Raw genomic sequence first — 16,471 nt, 5'->3', positions numbered from 1 at the left:
TTCAGTATAGCGTCTGATGAACTTCCACCGCAACAAGGCAAAGATGCCGCCCGGGCATCCATGCATGAAGCATGGAGACGAGCGGACATCCAGGTTGTGTTTACTTGGCTACGGCATCTACTTTGGCTTGTGGCGCCTTGTCACAGCGCTTGCAGACCTTCAGGGTTCCCCCATCAGACTTTACTTTTGTGTAGAGCAGCTTAATTCTGGTTGTTCCGCAGACCGGGCAGGTGCCGCGGCCATGGGAGGGCAGGGTCCAGAGTACCCGTCCGCGCTTTGTTTTTACCATTTGTGTAGTCCTCATTTCAGCAATTTGAATGTTACTGTTCCAGTATAAAACAGCTGGTACGACATAAAATGTCGTATCAGATTCATAATTCTAAGAGCAAGGCTTCCGGACCGCCTAACCGATGCTCAAACTGATGCTCCAGCCGAAGCAGATCAAACAAGCGGATCGTAATTGACGGAAAGCCTGCTAAGCCTTTAGACTAGACTGGACATCGGTCAGGGCAAGCGGACGGTGTCCTTTACTTCTTGTTTTGAAAGGGGTTACATATGTGAAAAAGCTCTGGCTAGTCTATGTACTGCTAATCGGTATCTTCCTGATCTATGTGCTGAATTACAAGCAGCAGGGGGATTCGGCGGACCCGTGGGAGACAGCCGGACTGCGCGGGAATATTGAAGATAAATATGTGATGGTCACGTTCCAGATCGGCATCGACTACTGGAAAAGCGTGCTGAAGGGCTTCGAGGATGCGGCAGAGGAGCTTAATGTGTCCGTGGAATACCACGGCTCGACCCAGCATAATGCCAATGAACAGATGACCGTGCTGGAGCAGACCATCGCCAAGAAGCCGGCAGGGATTGCGATTTCGGCGGTGAATTCCAAGCTGCTCACGGCGACCATCAACAAGGCGGTGGAGGCCGGCATTCCGGTGGTATTATTTGATTCGGGAGCGCCGGACAGCAAGGCTTATTCCTTCCTGGGAACGGATAATTACAATGCCGGGACCCAGGCCGCACACAAGATGGCTGAGCTGACCGGCAGCAAAGGCGAAGTGGCCATCATCACCACACCGGATCAGCATAATCATCAAGAGCGGACCGATGGCTTCCGGGATACTATCCGAAACGAGTATCCGGAGATGACGCTTGTAGCCGTCAAGGATGGCCGGGGAGACCAGGTGGCCTCACGGGAAGCTGCCGAGCAGCTGCTGGCCGGGTACCCGCAGCTGGCCGGGATTTTTGCCACGGAATCCAATGGCGGGATCGGTGTGGCAGAGGCGGTGGATGCTGCTCAAGGCGGCGGCCTTGCACCGCAGATTATCAGCTTCGATACCGATAAGGGCACGCTCGATCTGGTGAAGGAAGGCAAGATTGCGGCAACCATGGCACAGGGGACCTGGAATATGGGCTATTGGTCGCTGACAGAGCTGTTTCATCTGCATCGTGATCTGGAAGCGGACCCTGAAGTGTATGCGAACAATAAGCCCGTACCCGTGCCGGATACGGTTGATACAGGGATAGACGTGGTCACACGGGTGAACGTGGATAACTATTATGCCAAGTAGGCTGCTGCTGCGGCAGAGGGGGAGCATGTGATGCGCAAGGGCAGCCTGAACATGGAGAAGCTGAAGCTGAATAATATGCCGATCCGCTACAAGCTGATTATTCACTTTTTGCTGATCAGCATTCTGCCCTCCATCGGGCTGGGGCTGCTGATTGGCTGGACGGTTGACCGGATCGTGGAGGAACAGAGCAACGAGAACACGGTGCAGCTGATCGGCAAGGTGAATACGGCCATAGAGAGCGATGTAGAGAATCTGCAGAAGATCACCTATCTGATTTCATTTGACCCCGGTGTGCAGAAATTTCTGAAGGGGAATGTGACGGGTAACGGGCAGCGAGGCAGTACTGAGGGCAACGGGGAGTCGGCGGAATATAACATCCGCAAGTTTCTGCAGGGCTTCACTACACTCAGCTCCGAGATTGCCGGGATAATGCTGGTCAATAGTGAAGGCGATTTCATCAGCAATGAGATGTATACCCGTTCCGGTACCCGGCTGACGGAGGAGGCCTGGTACAAGCAGGCGGCGGAGAACAAGGGCATCTTCAAGATTGTCGGTCATCCTTACGGCCGCGCTGTAATGTCCCATGTGGATTATAAGGAGAGCGAGGTGGTCTCCGCCGTAAGGGCGATTGTTGATCCTGAAACGCAGGTTGTGCAGGGAGTGGTGCTGGTCGACCTGAAGCTGCGGGTCATTGCCGAGACAGCCAGAGATGTCACACTGGGCAAGACGGGCTACCTGACGGTGGTGGACGACAACGGGGAGATGATCTACGCGCCGCAGCACCCTTTTATGCAAAAGATTCCGGCAGGCCTGTTCACCGAGTCTTCGGGCATCACCTCGGAAATCGTGGACGGCCGCCATTTGCAGCTGATCTACCGGACCTCACCTTTTACAGGCTGGACAACGATGGGTGTGTTTCCGATGGATGAGTCAGCCTTTGGGGTGCGCGAGATTACCTTCAATGTCGTAACCTTCGTGTTTGTAGTCTGTATGCTGGGGATGACGGCTTCCTTCTATCTCGCATATTCCATATCCCGTCCGATCGGACAGCTGGCTTCCTTCATGAGCAAGGCGCAGTCGGGCGATCTGACGATCCGCTACTGGGGGAACCGTTCTGATGAGATCGGGCTGCTCGGGCGCAGCTTCAATACTATGCTGGCCCAGATTGGCCGGCTCTTGTCCCTGACAGAACTGCAGGCGCGGCAAAAGAGGGAAGCGGAGCTGCGCAGTCTGCAGGCGCATATCAAACCGCATTTTCTCTACAATACGCTGGATACAATCCACTGGATGGCCCGCAGCAAGGGGGCGGAGGATATTGCCGAGGTGGTGCAGTCCCTGTCCAAGCTGTTCCGGCTGGGCTTAAGCAAAGGGAGCGATATGATCCCGCTCTCCGATGAGCTGGAGCATATCGTCAGCTATCTGAAGATCCAGCATGTCCGCTACAGCAGCAAGCTGACGTATTCCATCGAAGTGGAGCCGCAGCTTCAGGAGCTGTATGTGCTTAAGCTGCTGCTGCAGCCGATGGTGGAGAATGCGATTTATCACGGCATTAAGGAACGTCGCGGTCCCGGACATCTATCTATTGAGGTCGTGGAAAGGGAGAATGAGCTATACCTTACAGTTCGTGATGACGGTGCAGGGATCACTCCGCAGCGGCTGAGTCTGCTGAAGCAGCGGCTTGAGGCTGTAGGAACACAGGACAGCGGGCATATGGAGACAGAAGCGCCGCTGCCGGACAGCGCGGGAAGCGGCTACGGAATTCTGAACGTGCAGGCACGGATTAGACTGACCTACGGGAAGCCGTATGGAATTACACTTGAGAGTGAACCCGGAAGCGGCACGGTCGTAACTGTCCGGCATCCGGTGGTCCGTGACAGTTATCCTGCGAAGGATTAAGGAAGAGGAGGATTTCCGAACATGCTGGACAAATGGAAAGTAATGATTGCTGATGATGAGGGGATCATCCGCGAAGGCATCCGGCAATGTGTGGACTGGGACAGTCTGGGTATGACTGTGGTTGCCGAGGCAGAAGACGGGGAAGAGGCGCTGGAGCTGGCGGTGCAGCATTCCATTCATATTGCGCTGGTGGATCTTAATATGCCGATTATGCATGGCATGGAGCTGATGAAGCGGCTAAGGGAACAGCTGCCCGGCTGCAAAATCATCGTCATCACAGGCCATGATGAATTCTCATATGCCCAGGAGTCGATCCGTCTGCAGGTGAATGACTACATTCTGAAGCCAGCCGAGCCGAAGCAGCTGATGCAGGTGCTCCGGGGCGTCCGCGATGAGCTGGAATCGGAGAGGCAGCAGAGCCAGCATCTGCAGCAGGCCTCCCGGCAGCTGCAGAAGAACTTCCCGCTGCTGCGCGAGCGCTTCTGCCAGGAATGGCTGGACGGGAATCTGAGCCAGGCGGAGATCAGGGAGCAGCTGCAATTCCTGCAGCTGCCGCCGGAGCGGCCGGAGCGGATCGGCATTGTCCGGTGGAGATGGGAAGGCCAGCATCCCGGGATGAAGGAGAACGAACGCCAGCTGTTCCTGTTCGCTATCGAGAATATCATCACGGAGCTGCTTGAGCCGTATACCAAGGTGATCTTCCGGGACACCGCCGGACTGGTCGTTGCATTGCTGTGGGATGACGCAGGCGAGCAGGTGTTTGCCGGGGTAGAAGGTGCTGTGCGCAGCAATCTCAAAATTGCTGTTGAAGTCGGCACCCGGCTTGTACTGGGGGAGATTACAGAGCTGGCTTCAGCCTACCGGAGCTGCCGGGTGGCGCTGGCCAAAGAGCAGCCGCTGTCACCGCTCGTCCGCCGGGCGAAGCAGTATATACAGGAGCATTACAGCGAATACGGGCTTACCCTGGAGGGGATGGCCGGCCAGCTTCTGGCGTCACCTGTATATCTCAGCCGCCTGTTCAAGCAGGAGCTGGGCGAATCCTTCGGCATGTATTTGACGCAAATACGAATCCGCCGGGCCGCCCAGCTGCTGCATTCAACAGAGCTGAGCATCCATGAGGTGGCTGAGCAGTCGGGGTATGAGACACAGCATTATTTCAGCACAGCTTTCAAGAGGCAGACCGGAGTGTCGCCCCTGCAGTTCCGCAAAGGGGTGCAGCCTGAGAATGGGAGTGACGGCAGGCCCAGAAAAGAGTAGGATATTCATATATACATACCGCAAGGGGTGCGCAACTTGGAAGAAGTCAATGCTGTGAGCAATGCCGGAACAGCCGGAGAATATAGACAAGCTGCACTGGGCAGCATCGTAGTTCTGGAGTCGTGTCTGGAGAAATTTGCGTTCACCGAGCTGACCAGACAGCAGATGAATCAGTTTTTCAGGCTGTCCTCAGGACCTGCGGAAGCGGAGAATATCACCAGAAGAATTTCGGGTGTTTATATGGCCTTTTTGAGCAAGACCAATTTCAAACTCAAGACTGCAGAGAGTAACCGTCTTCTGTTCACCCAATTGAAGCAGGAGCTGGAAGAGATTAAGCAGGCATTAAGCGATTTGAATCAGCCCGTATAACTCCATTGCTTCAACCCTTAACCGTGTGCGCCTCCGGGCTGCATGCGGTTTTTTGTGGTGCTCTCGGATTACAAAAGTTGGATTTTTATAAAAACAGTAGTCTGAGTGTAAATACGCCCCATGGCCTCCGTTGCTATACTCAACATGTCACACGGGAGCACCCGTGGAAGACAACAGAATAGTCCAGGGGGTAGGGCAGGAATGAAAAAATATTCAGTGATCACATTGCTACTAACACTCGTACTTATCTTATCCGCATGCGGCAGCAACGGGAATTCATCAAGCGGCACAGATGCTTCCAAAGGCAAAGTAGGCATTGCAATGCCTACGAAATCCTCGGAACGCTGGGTAAATGACGGCAACAACATGGTGAAGGAGTTCGAGAAGCTGGGCTACGGCACCGATCTGCAGTATGCCGAGGATGTCGTGGAGAACCAGGTATCCCAGATTGAGAACATGATCACCAAAGGCGTGAATGCGATTGTAATCGCTTCAATTGACGGAGAGGCCCTGACGGATGTGCTGCAGAAGGCGCATGATGCGGATGTCAAAGTCATCGCTTATGACCGTCTGATCAAAAAAAGTGAATATGTAGACTACTATGCAACCTTCGATAATTTCAAGGTGGGCGTGCTGCAAGGCTCCTACATTGAAGAGAAGCTGGGCCTGAAAGACGGCAAAGGCCCGTTCAATATCGAGCTGTTCGGCGGATCGCCGGATGACAACAATGCCTACTTCTTCTTCGATGGGGCGATGTCCATCCTGAAGCCGTATATCGATTCCGGCAAGCTGGTCGTCCGCAGCAAGCAGCTTACGATGGATCAGGTCGCTACGCTGCGCTGGGACGGTGCCGCTGCCCAGGCGCGGATGGATAACCTGCTGAGCGCCAACTATGCCAGCGATAATCTCGACGCTGTATTGTCTCCTTACGATGGTATCAGCATCGGAATTCTCTCTTCCCTGAAGGGCGTGGGCTACGGCTCGGGAGACAAGAAGCTTCCGGTAGTTACCGGACAGGATGCCGAGCTGGCTTCCGTGAAATCCATTCTGGCCGGAGAGCAGACGCAGACGGTATTCAAGGATACCCGTGAGCTGGCCAAGAAGGCAGTGGAGATGACCGAAAGCGTGCTGAAGGGTACGGAAGCCGAAGTCAACGATACCACAACCTACGACAATGGTGTCAAAATCGTTCCGTCCTACCTGCTGGAGCCAGTATCTGTGGATGCAAGCAACGCAGACAAGGTGCTGGTAGACGGCGGCTACTATACCAAAGATCAGCTGGGAGAGTAACCGGCTGCACAGAGTGAACTTAAGAAGCAGGAAGAGATCCTTCTTAAGTTCAGCTTATATGGCAGTTATTTAGCGGTAAACCGGCGGCAGCCAGGATTCAGGGCAGCCGCCGTCAGCCGCTGCACAGTCACAAGGAAAGCTGGGTGAGAGACACTTGAGTGAATATATCTTGGAGATGAAAGGCATTACGAAGACATTTCCCGGCGTTAAAGCGCTCGCGAATGTCAATCTGCAGGTTAAGGCAGGCGAGATCCACGCCCTCTGCGGGGAGAACGGGGCAGGCAAGTCCACGCTGATGAAGGTGCTTAGCGGAGTGTATCCGCATGGCACCTACGAAGGGGATATTTTGTATCAGGGGCAGGTATGCCAGTTCAAGGATATTAAGGACAGTGAGGGCCTGGGCATCGTCATTATCCACCAGGAGCTGGCGCTGATTCCGTATTTGTCGATTTCGGAGAACATCTTCCTCGGCAATGAGCAAGCGCGGCGCGGGGTGATCAACTGGAACGAAACGACGGTGAAAACCAAGGAGCTGCTTACAACCGTCGGCCTCAAGGAATCGCCGTTTACCGGAGTATCAACGATCGGCGTCGGCAAGCAGCAGCTCGTAGAGATCGCCAAGGCGCTCTCCAAGGAAGTGAAGCTGCTCATTCTCGACGAACCGACGGCGGCGCTGAACGAGGATGATAGCGAGAACCTGCTGCTGCTCATTCTGGAGCTGAAGAAGCGGGGGATTTCCTCGATTATCATTTCCCACAAATTGAACGAAATCGAGAAGATAGCGGATTCTGTAACGATTCTGCGGGATGGGCAGACCATTAAGACGCTGGATATGAAACGCGATGCAGTCACTGAAGATGTGATTATTAAGGGCATGGTCGGGCGCGATCTGACGAACCGTTATCCGGAGCGGACGCCGGAGCTGGGGGAAACCATCTTCGAGATCCGTAACTGGGAAGTATATCATCCCACCCAGCAGGACCGCAAAATGCTGGATCAGATCAATCTGCACATCCGGCGCGGCGAGGTTGTCGGCATTGCCGGGCTGATGGGCGCTGGACGCACGGAGCTGGCCATGAGCGTGTTCGGGAAGTCTTACGGCAAGCGGATCAGCGGACAGACCTTTATGCACGGCAGAGAGGTACAGCTTAACAATATTACCCAGGCAATAGAAAGCGGGCTAGCCTACGTCACTGAAGACCGCAAGCAATACGGCCTCATTCTGATTGACGATATCAAACGTAACATTTCACTCAGCAATCTGAAGAAGCTCTCCCGCCGCGGGGTGATCAATGAGAATGAGGAAGTGCTGGTCGCCGAGGAATACCGGAAGAAGCTGAACATCAAGACGCCGAGCATTCTGCAAAAGACCGTCAATCTCAGCGGCGGCAACCAGCAGAAGGTGGTGCTCAGTAAATGGATCTATGCCCAGCCGGATATTCTGATCCTGGATGAGCCTACACGCGGGATTGATGTGGGCGCCAAATACGAAATTTACTCGATTATTAACGGTCTGGCGGCAGAAGGTAAAGGCGTGCTGGTCATCTCGTCCGAGCTGCCGGAAATTATCGGGATGTGTGACCGGATCTACACGATGTGCGAAGGGCGCATCAGCGGGGAAGTGGAGCGGAAGGATGCATCGCAGGAGCTGTTGATGAAATTTATGACACGAAGCAGGGGGTAACACCGCATGGGAGCCATTACTGAACTTTTCAAAAAGAATATCCGCCAATACGGCATGATTATTGCGTTGATCTTTATTTCTATTTTCTTTCAAATTATGACGGACGGCATTCTGCTGAAGCCGCTGAACGTAACCAATCTGATTCTGCAGAACAGCTACATTCTGGTGCTCGCCATCGGGATGGTACTCGTCATTATCACCGGGCACATTGATCTGTCAGTAGGTTCGGTGGCCGCCTTCATCGGCGCACTCTCGGCCATTATGATGGTCGATATGAAGATGAATCCTGTGCTAGCTGTGATTCTCTCGCTCTTGATGGGCGCACTGGTCGGTGCCTGGCAGGGCTTCTGGGTCGCTTATATCAAAATTCCGGCGTTTATCGTCACCCTGGCAGGGATGCTGCTGTTCCGGGGCCTAACGATGATCGTGCTTAATGGACAATCCATTGCACCGTTTCCCAAGGCTTTTCAGAAGATCAGCTCGGGGTTCCTCCCCGATATCGCCGGCGGCAGTTCGCTGAATGTGCTGACCCTGGTCATCGGAGTCATCCTGTCGGTTCTGGTTGTCTATCAGGAATACCGCAGCCGCAAAATAACCCTTAAATACGGCTTCGAACAATCCCCGGTGTGGATTTCGGTTGGCAAGGCGGCGGCACTGGTCATTGTAATCAACCTGTTCACTTATGTCATTGCCCAATATAACGGGATTCCGAACATCCTCGTCATTCTGCTGGTGCTGATCGCGATTTATTCATTCGTCATGAATCACATGACGATGGGCCGGCATATCTATGCACTTGGCGGCAACGAGAAGGCAGCAAGCCTCTCCGGGGTCAAAACCAAACGTGTCACCTTCTGGGTATTCGTCAACATGGGTGTGCTGGCCGCATTGTCCGGGCTGGTGTTCGCTGCACGGCTCAACTCGGCTACACCCAAAGCAGGCACCAACTTCGAGCTGGATGCCATCGCCGCCTGCTTCATCGGCGGAGCATCCGCTTCCGGCGGGATCGGGACCGTGGTCGGCGCAATCATCGGCGGTCTGGTCATGGGGGTTATGAACAACGGGATGTCGCTCGTTGGCCTCGGCGTAGACTGGCAGCAGGGCATTAAAGGTCTGGTGCTGCTGCTGGCAGTTGGCTTTGATATTTATAATAAGTCGAAGATGGCTTAGGCTTGAATTACCGCCAGAATTGCTCCCAGGCAGGGGGCATTTCTGGTTTTTTGACATAAAGATCCCATGCAACACTTGCAGCAACCCGCCCGGCCATGGATAATAGCATCTAAGGCGTAAACTAATACATAACTGTGACAGGAGGCCACAGATGCAGATTATTGCCATGCTGACCATGCTGATCGACCACATCGGCTATATTTTTTTCCCGGGCGAGCTTGCCTGGAGGGTTGTGGGGAGAATTGCTTTTCCGATTTACTGCTACGCGCTGGTGCAAGGGCATATACATACTTCATCGAGACCTCGCTATCTGCGGCGGCTGCTGGTGATCGCCCTGCTTGCCCAGATTCCGTACAATTTGGCACTGGACCCCGGCGGATGGAATGTGGTGTTCACCCTCCTGCTGTCTGCTGCCGTGCTGACGCTGCTCGATAAGCTGCCGAAGCTGTGGTACGGGATTCCGGTAGTTATCCTTGCGGTGCTGCTCATGGATCTTCTGCCGCTGGACTATAATGCGTACGGGCTGCTTCTGGTCCTGATTTTCCGTTATACCCGCTCGTATTGGCTTGTGCCGGCACATTTTGCACTGAATGTATTCTATTTGTTCTATTATAACTGGCTGGTGCAGATGGCTAGTATTGTGCCTACCCTTCTCATTGCGCTGACTCCGGGCTTCTGGATATTACTGGAGCGGAAACGGCTGCCGCGCTGGGTCTGGTGGTCATTTTATCCCGCACATTTAGCGGTACTTGCGTTGGTAAAGATTCTCTTTTTCCAAGATTGGGTATCTATAGAGTGGCGGAGTTTATTTACCCTATGAAGGGATAATAGAATCCGACCTCTACATTTACAAATCCTTCCTCCTTTGAGATGATGGATACGTTACCACATTATGAGCTAGAGGAGACATGCTATGAAGAAAATGAAAGCAAGAACTAAATGGCTGGTGCCGTTTCTTGCACTGCTGCTGATCCTGGCAGGCTGCCAAACCGTCGGCGGATTTGATGTCAACAAGGCATTGCTTGGGGATCTAGATGTGAAATCTTCAGAATCAAGCACAACGCTTAGCTTGAGCGCTGTTCCGGCAGTAGGCATCCGTGCGGAGGATCAGGAGATTGTTGATCTTATTAATTCATTATCCCTTACGCTTGGAAGTGTGAAGCTGCAGGACAACGGCAATGTCTCGGCATCGGGAATTGTCGGGTATAAGCAATCCAAAATTCCGTTCTCCTTCTTTATGGATCAGGCGAATATTGTATTTACCGCTGAAGGAGCTAAGCAGCCGTTCTATTTCCCGATTCAGGGATATGAAGACACACTCGGCATAGAAGGTCTGGATCAGACGAAGACACTGGAGCTTTCCAAGCTGATCTCCCAGTTCGTGGTGAAGAACCTGCCGAATCCTGGAGCAATTACAGTTGCCTCAGTATCAGAATCTGTATATGGCCAGCAGACCAGCTTGACGAAGCTACATACCGAAATTACGGGTGAAGAGCTTCCAGTCCTGCTGAAGAGCTTCCTGAGATCGATCTCCAAAGACACTGAAGGCTTCACTGCCCTGATCAGCGGCCTCTATGATTATCTGTATCCGCTGCTGGAGGCTTCAGGTGAAGATCTGAACAGTCTGGGTTTCGGAGAGATCCCGCTGGATGACAAAGAAGGCGTAGTCACTGTAGCGCATGATGCTGCTAAGCTGGCAGTGGATGCTCTCCTGTTGGTCTACGACAAGCAGCTCGAGAGTCTCTACGAGAGTACTCCTGAACTGAAGACTGTTCTCGGCAAAGACACGAAGCTGACCGTGGACCTGTTCGTGGACAGCGGCTTCCATGTCCGTAAGCAGAATATTGATCTCAAGGTTGCTCTTCCGGCCAGTGAAGATCTGCCGCTGCAGAGTATCAATGTGAAGCTGGTTTCAGAGACCTGGAACGTGAATGGTCCTGTAACTGCTGATCCGATCAGCACAACCGGCGGCATTGATTACTCGTCAGCGCAGCTTACACCGGGTGAGACGCTGAGAAGCTTTGAACAGGGTTCTGCGGTCTATAACCTGCTCAAGGATGATATGGGAATTACGTATAAGAGCCTGATGATCGCACCGGATGATGATTACTATTATCCTATCGTGGACAACGGCACCACTTATGTTCCGCTGCGCTATATTGCAGAGGACCTGGATGCTTCTGTTGAGTGGGATGCGGCTAATCGTGCGATTAATGTAACCGATGATGTCTACGGCGATCTGCTGGTATTCAAAATCGGCTCCGCACAGGCACAGATTGCCGGCGCTACCGTTAAGCTTCCACAGCCTGTATTCGTGGATGAATACGGAGATGCTTACGTGCCGCTGCGTGTTCTGGCACAAGGTCTCCATGCTACCGTTGAAGTGGATGAAGACGGATATATCTGGATTGACCGTCCGTAAGGTTTAAAGAGGTAAGCATGAAGCCGGAACCCCTAAGAAATTAGGTGGTTCCGGTTTTTTTTATATTCAGGTATAGTGAAATTAAAGAAAAGGATAAAATTTCAGATAAATGAAAGGGCGGCTAGGATGCAGCGGATCATTCTAATCTACAAACAATTCTTAACAGAACCTGTGTGGTTTAAGATTCTTATTATTACCACATTGCTTGCGGCCGTTATATTTAGCAGCTCCTCTTTTCCGCAAAATGGTTATTATCAGCTTACCTCTAAATTAGCAGCAGCAATCTTTTTTACATCCTATGGCGTTAATTTCCGTTCAAACACCCGGGTTTCTGCTGTTTTTTTTGTAATGGCGGCGTTATGCATTTTTCTGTCCTGGAATATCTGGATGGATCATCTGTAAGCTGAGTAGGACTATCTTGACATTCTCGTTCAAAACCGTCCAGCCGCGACAATTAGAGCCAATACGATAAAGAAGATGTTCACGCCGATCTCCCGGTACTCCTTGCGTCTGATATGGAAAAGGGCGCCGCACAGGACAGTCACTGCAAGGGCTGCGGCGGCAGCCGGCGTTAACACAGGTACAATATTCAGCGCATAAGGAAGTATCAATCCAAGTGCGCCCAATAGTTCGGTTACCCCTATAAAGACCACTAATGCCTTGGGAACATCCGATACCCATCCCCAGGATTTTTTCGCCTGCCCGTACCGAAAGGCCTTAAGCCAGCCCGAATATACAAAACCTGCTGCTGCAATTCCCTGTACAATCCATAATGCAGTATTCATAAATGACTCCTCCTGATACGTTTTTGCTGTCTGTTACTGGTATAATAGCCCCAATGAAGCAGTACGCGAAAGTAGGCACTTTTAATAAACATAGTTAAGAATAAGTAACCATATGCAGGATAAGGAGCTGGAGGTTATGGAATCGTATTGTAAGTTTGAATCGGCACTGGACATTCTGATCGGGAAATGGAAACCTGTTATTCTGCTTCAGCTGATTAACAAAGGCACCATGCGGTTCGGAGAACTGCAGAAATCCATTCCGGATATTAACAAGAAGATGCTCACCCAGCAGTTAAGGGAGCTAGAGTATAACGATATTGTTCACCGCGAAGTGTATAATCAGATCCCGCCTAAGGTTGAATATTCAATCTCGGAATATGGGAAAGGGTTAAGTTCTGTGCTGCAGGTATTGAATGATTGGGGAGTTTCTCATATTGAGCATATGAAGAAGCTGTATGGAGTGGACCGTTCAGGGAGTTAAGCGGACGCAAGGAAATGCTGGATACTTTAATCAGTAAAGTTTAGCTGTGCAGTTCAAAATCAAGGGGGCAATGTAAATGCAGACGGATGAGCAGAGGGTACCGGAAGATATTCAGAAGGGGAGAGCGGGGGCCCTTCTTGAAGTGCTGCTTGTATCTGCTAAACTGGGTCTTACTTCGTTTGGAGGACCGATCGCTCACCTGGGTTACTTTCACAATGAGTATATACGGCGGCGAAAATGGATGGATGAACGGAGCTACGCTGATCTGGTAGCTCTTTGCCAGTTTCTCCCTGGTCCGGCGAGCAGCCAGGTTGGTATCGGTATCGGTGTTGTAAGAGCAGGTTTGCTGGGAGGGGTTGTTGCGTGGCTAGGCTTTACTTTACCTTCTGTCATTGCGCTGGTTGCCTTTGCTTTTTTGCTTCAAGGCTATGATATAGGCAGTGCAGGCTGGATTCATGGACTGAAGATCGTTGCTGTGGCGGTTGTTGCCCATGCTATTCTTGGAATGGGGCAAAAGCTGACACCTGACCGGGAAAGAGTAACCATCGCTGTTATTGGAGCAGCTGTTACATTGTCCTGGCAGACAGCCTACAGCCAGGTACTTACAATTGCTGCAGCTGGCATAGTTGGGGTATGGCTTTATCGCAAAAAAACTGCGGAAGGCACAGCAAACCTTCACGTTTCAATTAGCCGAACCTTTGCTATTCTCTGTTTACTATTATTTTTTGGTCTCTTAGTAGCTCTCCCTTTATTAAGAGGAACAGCAGAGACCGGAGGGTTAGCGATATTTGACAGCTTTTATCGTTCCGGTTCTTTGGTATTCGGCGGCGGACATGTCGTGCTTCCGCTTCTGGAAAGAGAAGTAGTTCCTACAGGCTGGGTTAGCCAAGCAGATTTCCTGGCGGGGTACGGAGCCACGCAAGCAGTTCCGGGTCCGTTGTTCACTTTTGCAAGTTACCTTGGGGCCCTGACCGGAGGTGTTACCGGGGCAATCGTTGCCACGTCCGCCATCTTCCTGCCGGCCTTTCTTCTCGTAGTCGGCGCACTTCCTTTTTGGAACAGCTTAAGAAAAAACCTGAAAATTCAGGGAGCCCTGGCCGGAATTAATGCAGCTGTTGTTGGGTTATTACTTGCTGCCTTGTATGATCCCCTGTGGACTTCAGCTATTGTGGAGCCGATGGATTTCGCGCTGGCCGCCATTCTATTTATTATGCTCGTTTTCTGGAAGCTTCCGCCTTGGGTAGTCGTTGTAGCTGGTTCAGCGGGCGGAATGTTACTTGGAGTATATTAGTCAGCGGGGAGATTAGCACATGAGCACTCAAACCGAACAGGGGCTATAACCGGAAAAATACAGCAAATACAAAACAGTCTCTGGAATGATTCCAGAGACTGTTTTGTATGCCGATTTTATTCAAGACCTAATTCAACATAATAACAGAAACGAAAGAAACAGTCTATATTTTTTCCGGTAAATATAATACAGTGGGGGAGCCGGCAATAAATGAAGAAGCGGAGTGTTGTTCCTTGGGAAATGATTGTCATCTCGATCCTGCTGCCTTACAGGTGTATGTGGAGAAGGTCTTTGGCACAAGTTATTGTGTTGCAATGGTTACAAAGATGCATGGAGGCGCGCAAAAGGTGGTCTATAAGATAGACTGCACTAATGGATTTACCTGCGTTCTGTATGTGTGGGATATTACGATGAATTATTTTCAGGAAGAAATTGTGAATCAGAATACGAATGTGCAATCCTACGGCAGTGAACAATTTGAGATAAACAACAGATACTTACTAGAACAATCTATCCGGACGCCTGCCCTCTATGATATGAATATGGACAGGAATCCTTATGATTTTGATTATGCGCTTGTTGAGTATGTAACCGGGCAAGCTGCCGAGGCCTATTTCAATCATTCTGATTCCAGGGTTAAGGATACTATCTTCCAACGCCTGGGAGACATGATTACGGGCATGCATGCGGGGGAAAGCGATATCTACGGGAAGCCGGATCAAACAGAGCGAAGTTCGGGACAATGTCATCTTATCCAATTGCAAAATGCTATAATTCAGTTGTCATATGCCTCTGAATATATTGATGTTATCCGCAGGAATCAGGGTAAGCTGCTCGATATGCTGTACAAACTTGAATCAAGAGTAGAACGCAGAAGCCGTTATGGATATATCCATGGAGAGCTCGGTCCTAACCATGTGCTGGTTACGGATCAGCTTGAACCTTGTTTGATTGATATTGAAGGAGCCGGATTCTACGATATTGAGCACGAGCACAGTTTTATGGAATTCCGTTTTGGTGATTTCTACCGGTATCTGAAGAATGATAATCTCGATGTAAACAGGAAGCTGTTCTATCAATATCATCATCATCTTTCGTTGATCTCGGCTGGCTTAAAGCTGGTCCAGAGAGGTTATCCGGATCAGCAGACTGCAAAGGGAATCTCTGATTATCATACCAGACGTGCTTTGCAGTTTATAGAATCTTGAGGGGAATCAAAGATGTAACCGCGAAATAAATAATACTGCGGACTTCAGAAAGAAAGTCTCTCTCCACGATGTGGATGAGAGACTTCTGTTAGGAGTTTAGAACATGGACAAAGCTAAAAGAGAACTTTTAATGAATATCTGCCTCATCTCGCCAGTGTTAAGTGTGTTATACGGCATAATGATCACGGGCATCGATAATTCATTAGTGTCTGAGACCTCATATATCAGTGGCCCCGGCGGATTCGTCGTGTTTGTGCTGTTCTTTTTAATTCTGTACCCTCTGCATATCCTGCTTAGTATTTTTCAATTTGCAGTCATCAGATTTGCCGGGGAATCGCTGGTAAAGCGGCTTGTTATCTCTAATGCAATAGGGCTTGTGGTTGTCGGAGCCATTTATTATATTACACAAGAAACTGAAGCGCTCTGCCTGATTTTCTCTCTGGCGGTTTTCTCTGTGGCAGCGCTTATAAGTAAATGAAGAATTCAAGCAGGCGGTATGGAGCGCATGGCAGATAACTGTATTCTGTACAATTAAAAGACGGCGAAAACCCGGATGTGCAGGAATAGCTGTATTCTGTACAATTAAAATTGAGCAAAGTATTCTTCTTCGGCAAAAAAGAATTATATAAGTGTACAGAGTGCAATTGAAACTCCTTCTGAGGCATATGGGCAAGCTTTAGTTGTACAAAATACAGTTAAAGCTTTATTATGTTTTTGTCATAATTTCTGGAATAAGTCAGTACAACATAACAGTGGCAGCTCAGGACTTCATCCCGTCCATGGCTGCCGCTGTTTGATGTATTGCGTTGAGTGTCACACTAAACCAGCTTACTTGGCAAAATCAAGCCCTTTGTCTGCAAGCGCCTGGCGGAGAATCCGTATGCCCTTGGGACCCATGCCGTGCAGCTTCAGCAGCTCTGCTTCTGTAATTGTGGTTAGCTGCTCCAGGTTTACAATACCGGCTCCGGCCAGCGCCCGGTGCGCCGGCTTGGAGATTATCTCAGGCAGGCTGCTGCCTGGAGGGGATTCATGAGTATCTGCCACTAA

The 16,471-nt window shown here is 50.9% G+C and carries 16 protein-coding genes; 13 read left to right on the top strand and 3 right to left on the bottom strand.

The annotated features are described in order from the left end of the window. Positions 1-100: 100 nt before the first annotated feature. A complete protein-coding gene (locus tag NSQ73_RS17905) occupies positions 101-289 on the bottom strand; it encodes a hypothetical protein (RefSeq protein WP_042136633.1) in 189 nt (62 codons plus the stop codon). Positions 290-557: 268 nt separating this feature from the next. Between NSQ73_RS17905 and NSQ73_RS17900 the strand changes: the two genes are divergently transcribed. The 9 genes from NSQ73_RS17900 (at position 558) to NSQ73_RS17860 (ending at position 11,659) form a co-directional block, all read left to right on the top strand. Continuing rightward, positions 558-1,571: a substrate-binding domain-containing protein gene (locus NSQ73_RS17900; RefSeq protein ID WP_340987510.1), complete on the top strand. Its 1,014-nt coding sequence runs from the start codon at positions 558-560 to the stop codon at positions 1,569-1,571. 30 nt (positions 1,572-1,601) lie between these two features. Continuing rightward, a complete protein-coding gene (locus tag NSQ73_RS17895) occupies positions 1,602-3,467 on the top strand; it encodes a cache domain-containing sensor histidine kinase (protein WP_076245473.1) in 1,866 nt (621 codons plus the stop codon). Positions 3,468-3,488: 21 nt separating this feature from the next. Beyond that, positions 3,489-4,724 (top strand): response regulator transcription factor, encoded by a 1,236-nt coding sequence (locus tag NSQ73_RS17890; RefSeq protein WP_340987508.1) that lies wholly within the window; start codon positions 3,489-3,491, stop codon positions 4,722-4,724. Between the two features lie 36 nt (positions 4,725-4,760). Then, on the top strand, positions 4,761-5,093 hold the full coding sequence (locus NSQ73_RS17885; RefSeq protein ID WP_340987507.1) for a hypothetical protein: 333 nt from the start codon (positions 4,761-4,763) through the stop codon (positions 5,091-5,093). A gap of 201 nt (positions 5,094-5,294) precedes the next feature. After that, entirely contained in the window at positions 5,295-6,383 is a 1,089-nt protein-coding gene (chvE, locus tag NSQ73_RS17880) for a multiple monosaccharide ABC transporter substrate-binding protein (protein ID WP_042136640.1), read from the top strand. 154 nt (positions 6,384-6,537) lie between these two features. Continuing rightward, complete coding sequence (gene mmsA / locus NSQ73_RS17875; RefSeq protein ID WP_340987506.1) at positions 6,538-8,067, top strand: multiple monosaccharide ABC transporter ATP-binding protein; 1,530 nt, start codon at positions 6,538-6,540, stop codon at positions 8,065-8,067. 6 nt (positions 8,068-8,073) lie between these two features. Further along, the gene (mmsB, locus tag NSQ73_RS17870; RefSeq protein WP_340987505.1) at positions 8,074-9,237 is read left to right on the top strand and encodes a multiple monosaccharide ABC transporter permease; all 1,164 of its coding nucleotides are present in this window, start codon (positions 8,074-8,076) and stop codon (positions 9,235-9,237) included. A 151-nt stretch (positions 9,238-9,388) separates the two neighbouring features. Then, positions 9,389-10,057, top strand: a complete 669-nt coding sequence (locus tag NSQ73_RS17865; RefSeq protein WP_340987504.1) for a TraX family protein — start codon at positions 9,389-9,391, stop codon at positions 10,055-10,057. 93 nt (positions 10,058-10,150) lie between these two features. Further along, positions 10,151-11,659 (top strand): copper amine oxidase N-terminal domain-containing protein, encoded by a 1,509-nt coding sequence (locus NSQ73_RS17860; RefSeq protein ID WP_171716411.1) that lies wholly within the window; start codon positions 10,151-10,153, stop codon positions 11,657-11,659. A 431-nt stretch (positions 11,660-12,090) separates the two neighbouring features. Here the strand turns inward: NSQ73_RS17860 and NSQ73_RS17855 are convergent, their stop codons facing one another. Beyond that, on the bottom strand, positions 12,091-12,444 hold the full coding sequence (locus NSQ73_RS17855; RefSeq protein ID WP_340987503.1) for a DoxX family protein: 354 nt from the start codon (positions 12,442-12,444) through the stop codon (positions 12,091-12,093). 136 nt (positions 12,445-12,580) lie between these two features. Between NSQ73_RS17855 and NSQ73_RS17850 the strand changes: the two genes are divergently transcribed. The 4 genes from NSQ73_RS17850 (at position 12,581) to NSQ73_RS17835 (ending at position 15,902) form a co-directional block, all read left to right on the top strand. Then, positions 12,581-12,925, top strand: a complete 345-nt coding sequence (locus tag NSQ73_RS17850) for a winged helix-turn-helix transcriptional regulator (RefSeq protein WP_340987501.1) — start codon at positions 12,581-12,583, stop codon at positions 12,923-12,925. A 76-nt stretch (positions 12,926-13,001) separates the two neighbouring features. Beyond that, positions 13,002-14,216: a chromate transporter gene (locus NSQ73_RS17845; RefSeq protein ID WP_340987500.1), complete on the top strand. Its 1,215-nt coding sequence runs from the start codon at positions 13,002-13,004 to the stop codon at positions 14,214-14,216. A 278-nt stretch (positions 14,217-14,494) separates the two neighbouring features. Beyond that, entirely contained in the window at positions 14,495-15,424 is a 930-nt protein-coding gene (locus NSQ73_RS17840) for a phosphotransferase (RefSeq protein ID WP_340989311.1), read from the top strand. A gap of 103 nt (positions 15,425-15,527) precedes the next feature. Beyond that, positions 15,528-15,902, top strand: coding sequence for a hypothetical protein (locus NSQ73_RS17835; protein ID WP_340987499.1), 375 nt, complete (start codon positions 15,528-15,530; stop codon positions 15,900-15,902). A gap of 350 nt (positions 15,903-16,252) precedes the next feature. On the opposite strand, the gene NSQ73_RS17830 is transcribed toward NSQ73_RS17835, so the two are convergent. Next, positions 16,253-16,468, bottom strand: a complete 216-nt coding sequence (locus tag NSQ73_RS17830; protein ID WP_042136656.1) for a DNA-binding protein — start codon at positions 16,466-16,468, stop codon at positions 16,253-16,255. Positions 16,469-16,471 lie beyond the last annotated feature (3 nt).

It is taken from the genome of Paenibacillus sp. FSL R10-2736 (assembly GCF_038000245.1).
GTDB classification, from domain to species: domain Bacteria; phylum Bacillota; class Bacilli; order Paenibacillales; family Paenibacillaceae; genus Paenibacillus_AQ; species Paenibacillus_AQ phytohabitans.
This window is presented reverse-complemented; position numbering and strand designations above follow the sequence as displayed.

Bases quoted from the DNA above. Each gene is read 5' to 3' on its own strand.
- NSQ73_RS17905 (WP_042136633.1), bottom strand. From the start codon at position 289: ATGGTAAAAACAAAGCGCGGACGGGTACTCTGGACCCTGCCCTCCCAT.
- NSQ73_RS17895 (WP_076245473.1), top strand. From the start codon at position 1,602: ATGCGCAAGGGCAGCCTGAACATGGAGAAGCTGAAGCTGAATAATATG.
- NSQ73_RS17890 (WP_340987508.1), top strand. From the start codon at position 3,489: ATGCTGGACAAATGGAAAGTAATGATTGCTGATGATGAGGGGATCATC.
- chvE (WP_042136640.1), top strand. From the start codon at position 5,295: ATGAAAAAATATTCAGTGATCACATTGCTACTAACACTCGTACTTATC.
- mmsB (WP_340987505.1), top strand. From the start codon at position 8,074: ATGGGAGCCATTACTGAACTTTTCAAAAAGAATATCCGCCAATACGGC.
- NSQ73_RS17865 (WP_340987504.1), top strand. From the start codon at position 9,389: ATGCAGATTATTGCCATGCTGACCATGCTGATCGACCACATCGGCTAT.
- NSQ73_RS17860 (WP_171716411.1), top strand. From the start codon at position 10,151: ATGAAGAAAATGAAAGCAAGAACTAAATGGCTGGTGCCGTTTCTTGCA.
- NSQ73_RS17855 (WP_340987503.1), bottom strand. From the start codon at position 12,444: ATGAATACTGCATTATGGATTGTACAGGGAATTGCAGCAGCAGGTTTT.
- NSQ73_RS17850 (WP_340987501.1), top strand. From the start codon at position 12,581: ATGGAATCGTATTGTAAGTTTGAATCGGCACTGGACATTCTGATCGGG.
- NSQ73_RS17845 (WP_340987500.1), top strand. From the start codon at position 13,002: ATGCAGACGGATGAGCAGAGGGTACCGGAAGATATTCAGAAGGGGAGA.
- NSQ73_RS17835 (WP_340987499.1), top strand. From the start codon at position 15,528: ATGGACAAAGCTAAAAGAGAACTTTTAATGAATATCTGCCTCATCTCG.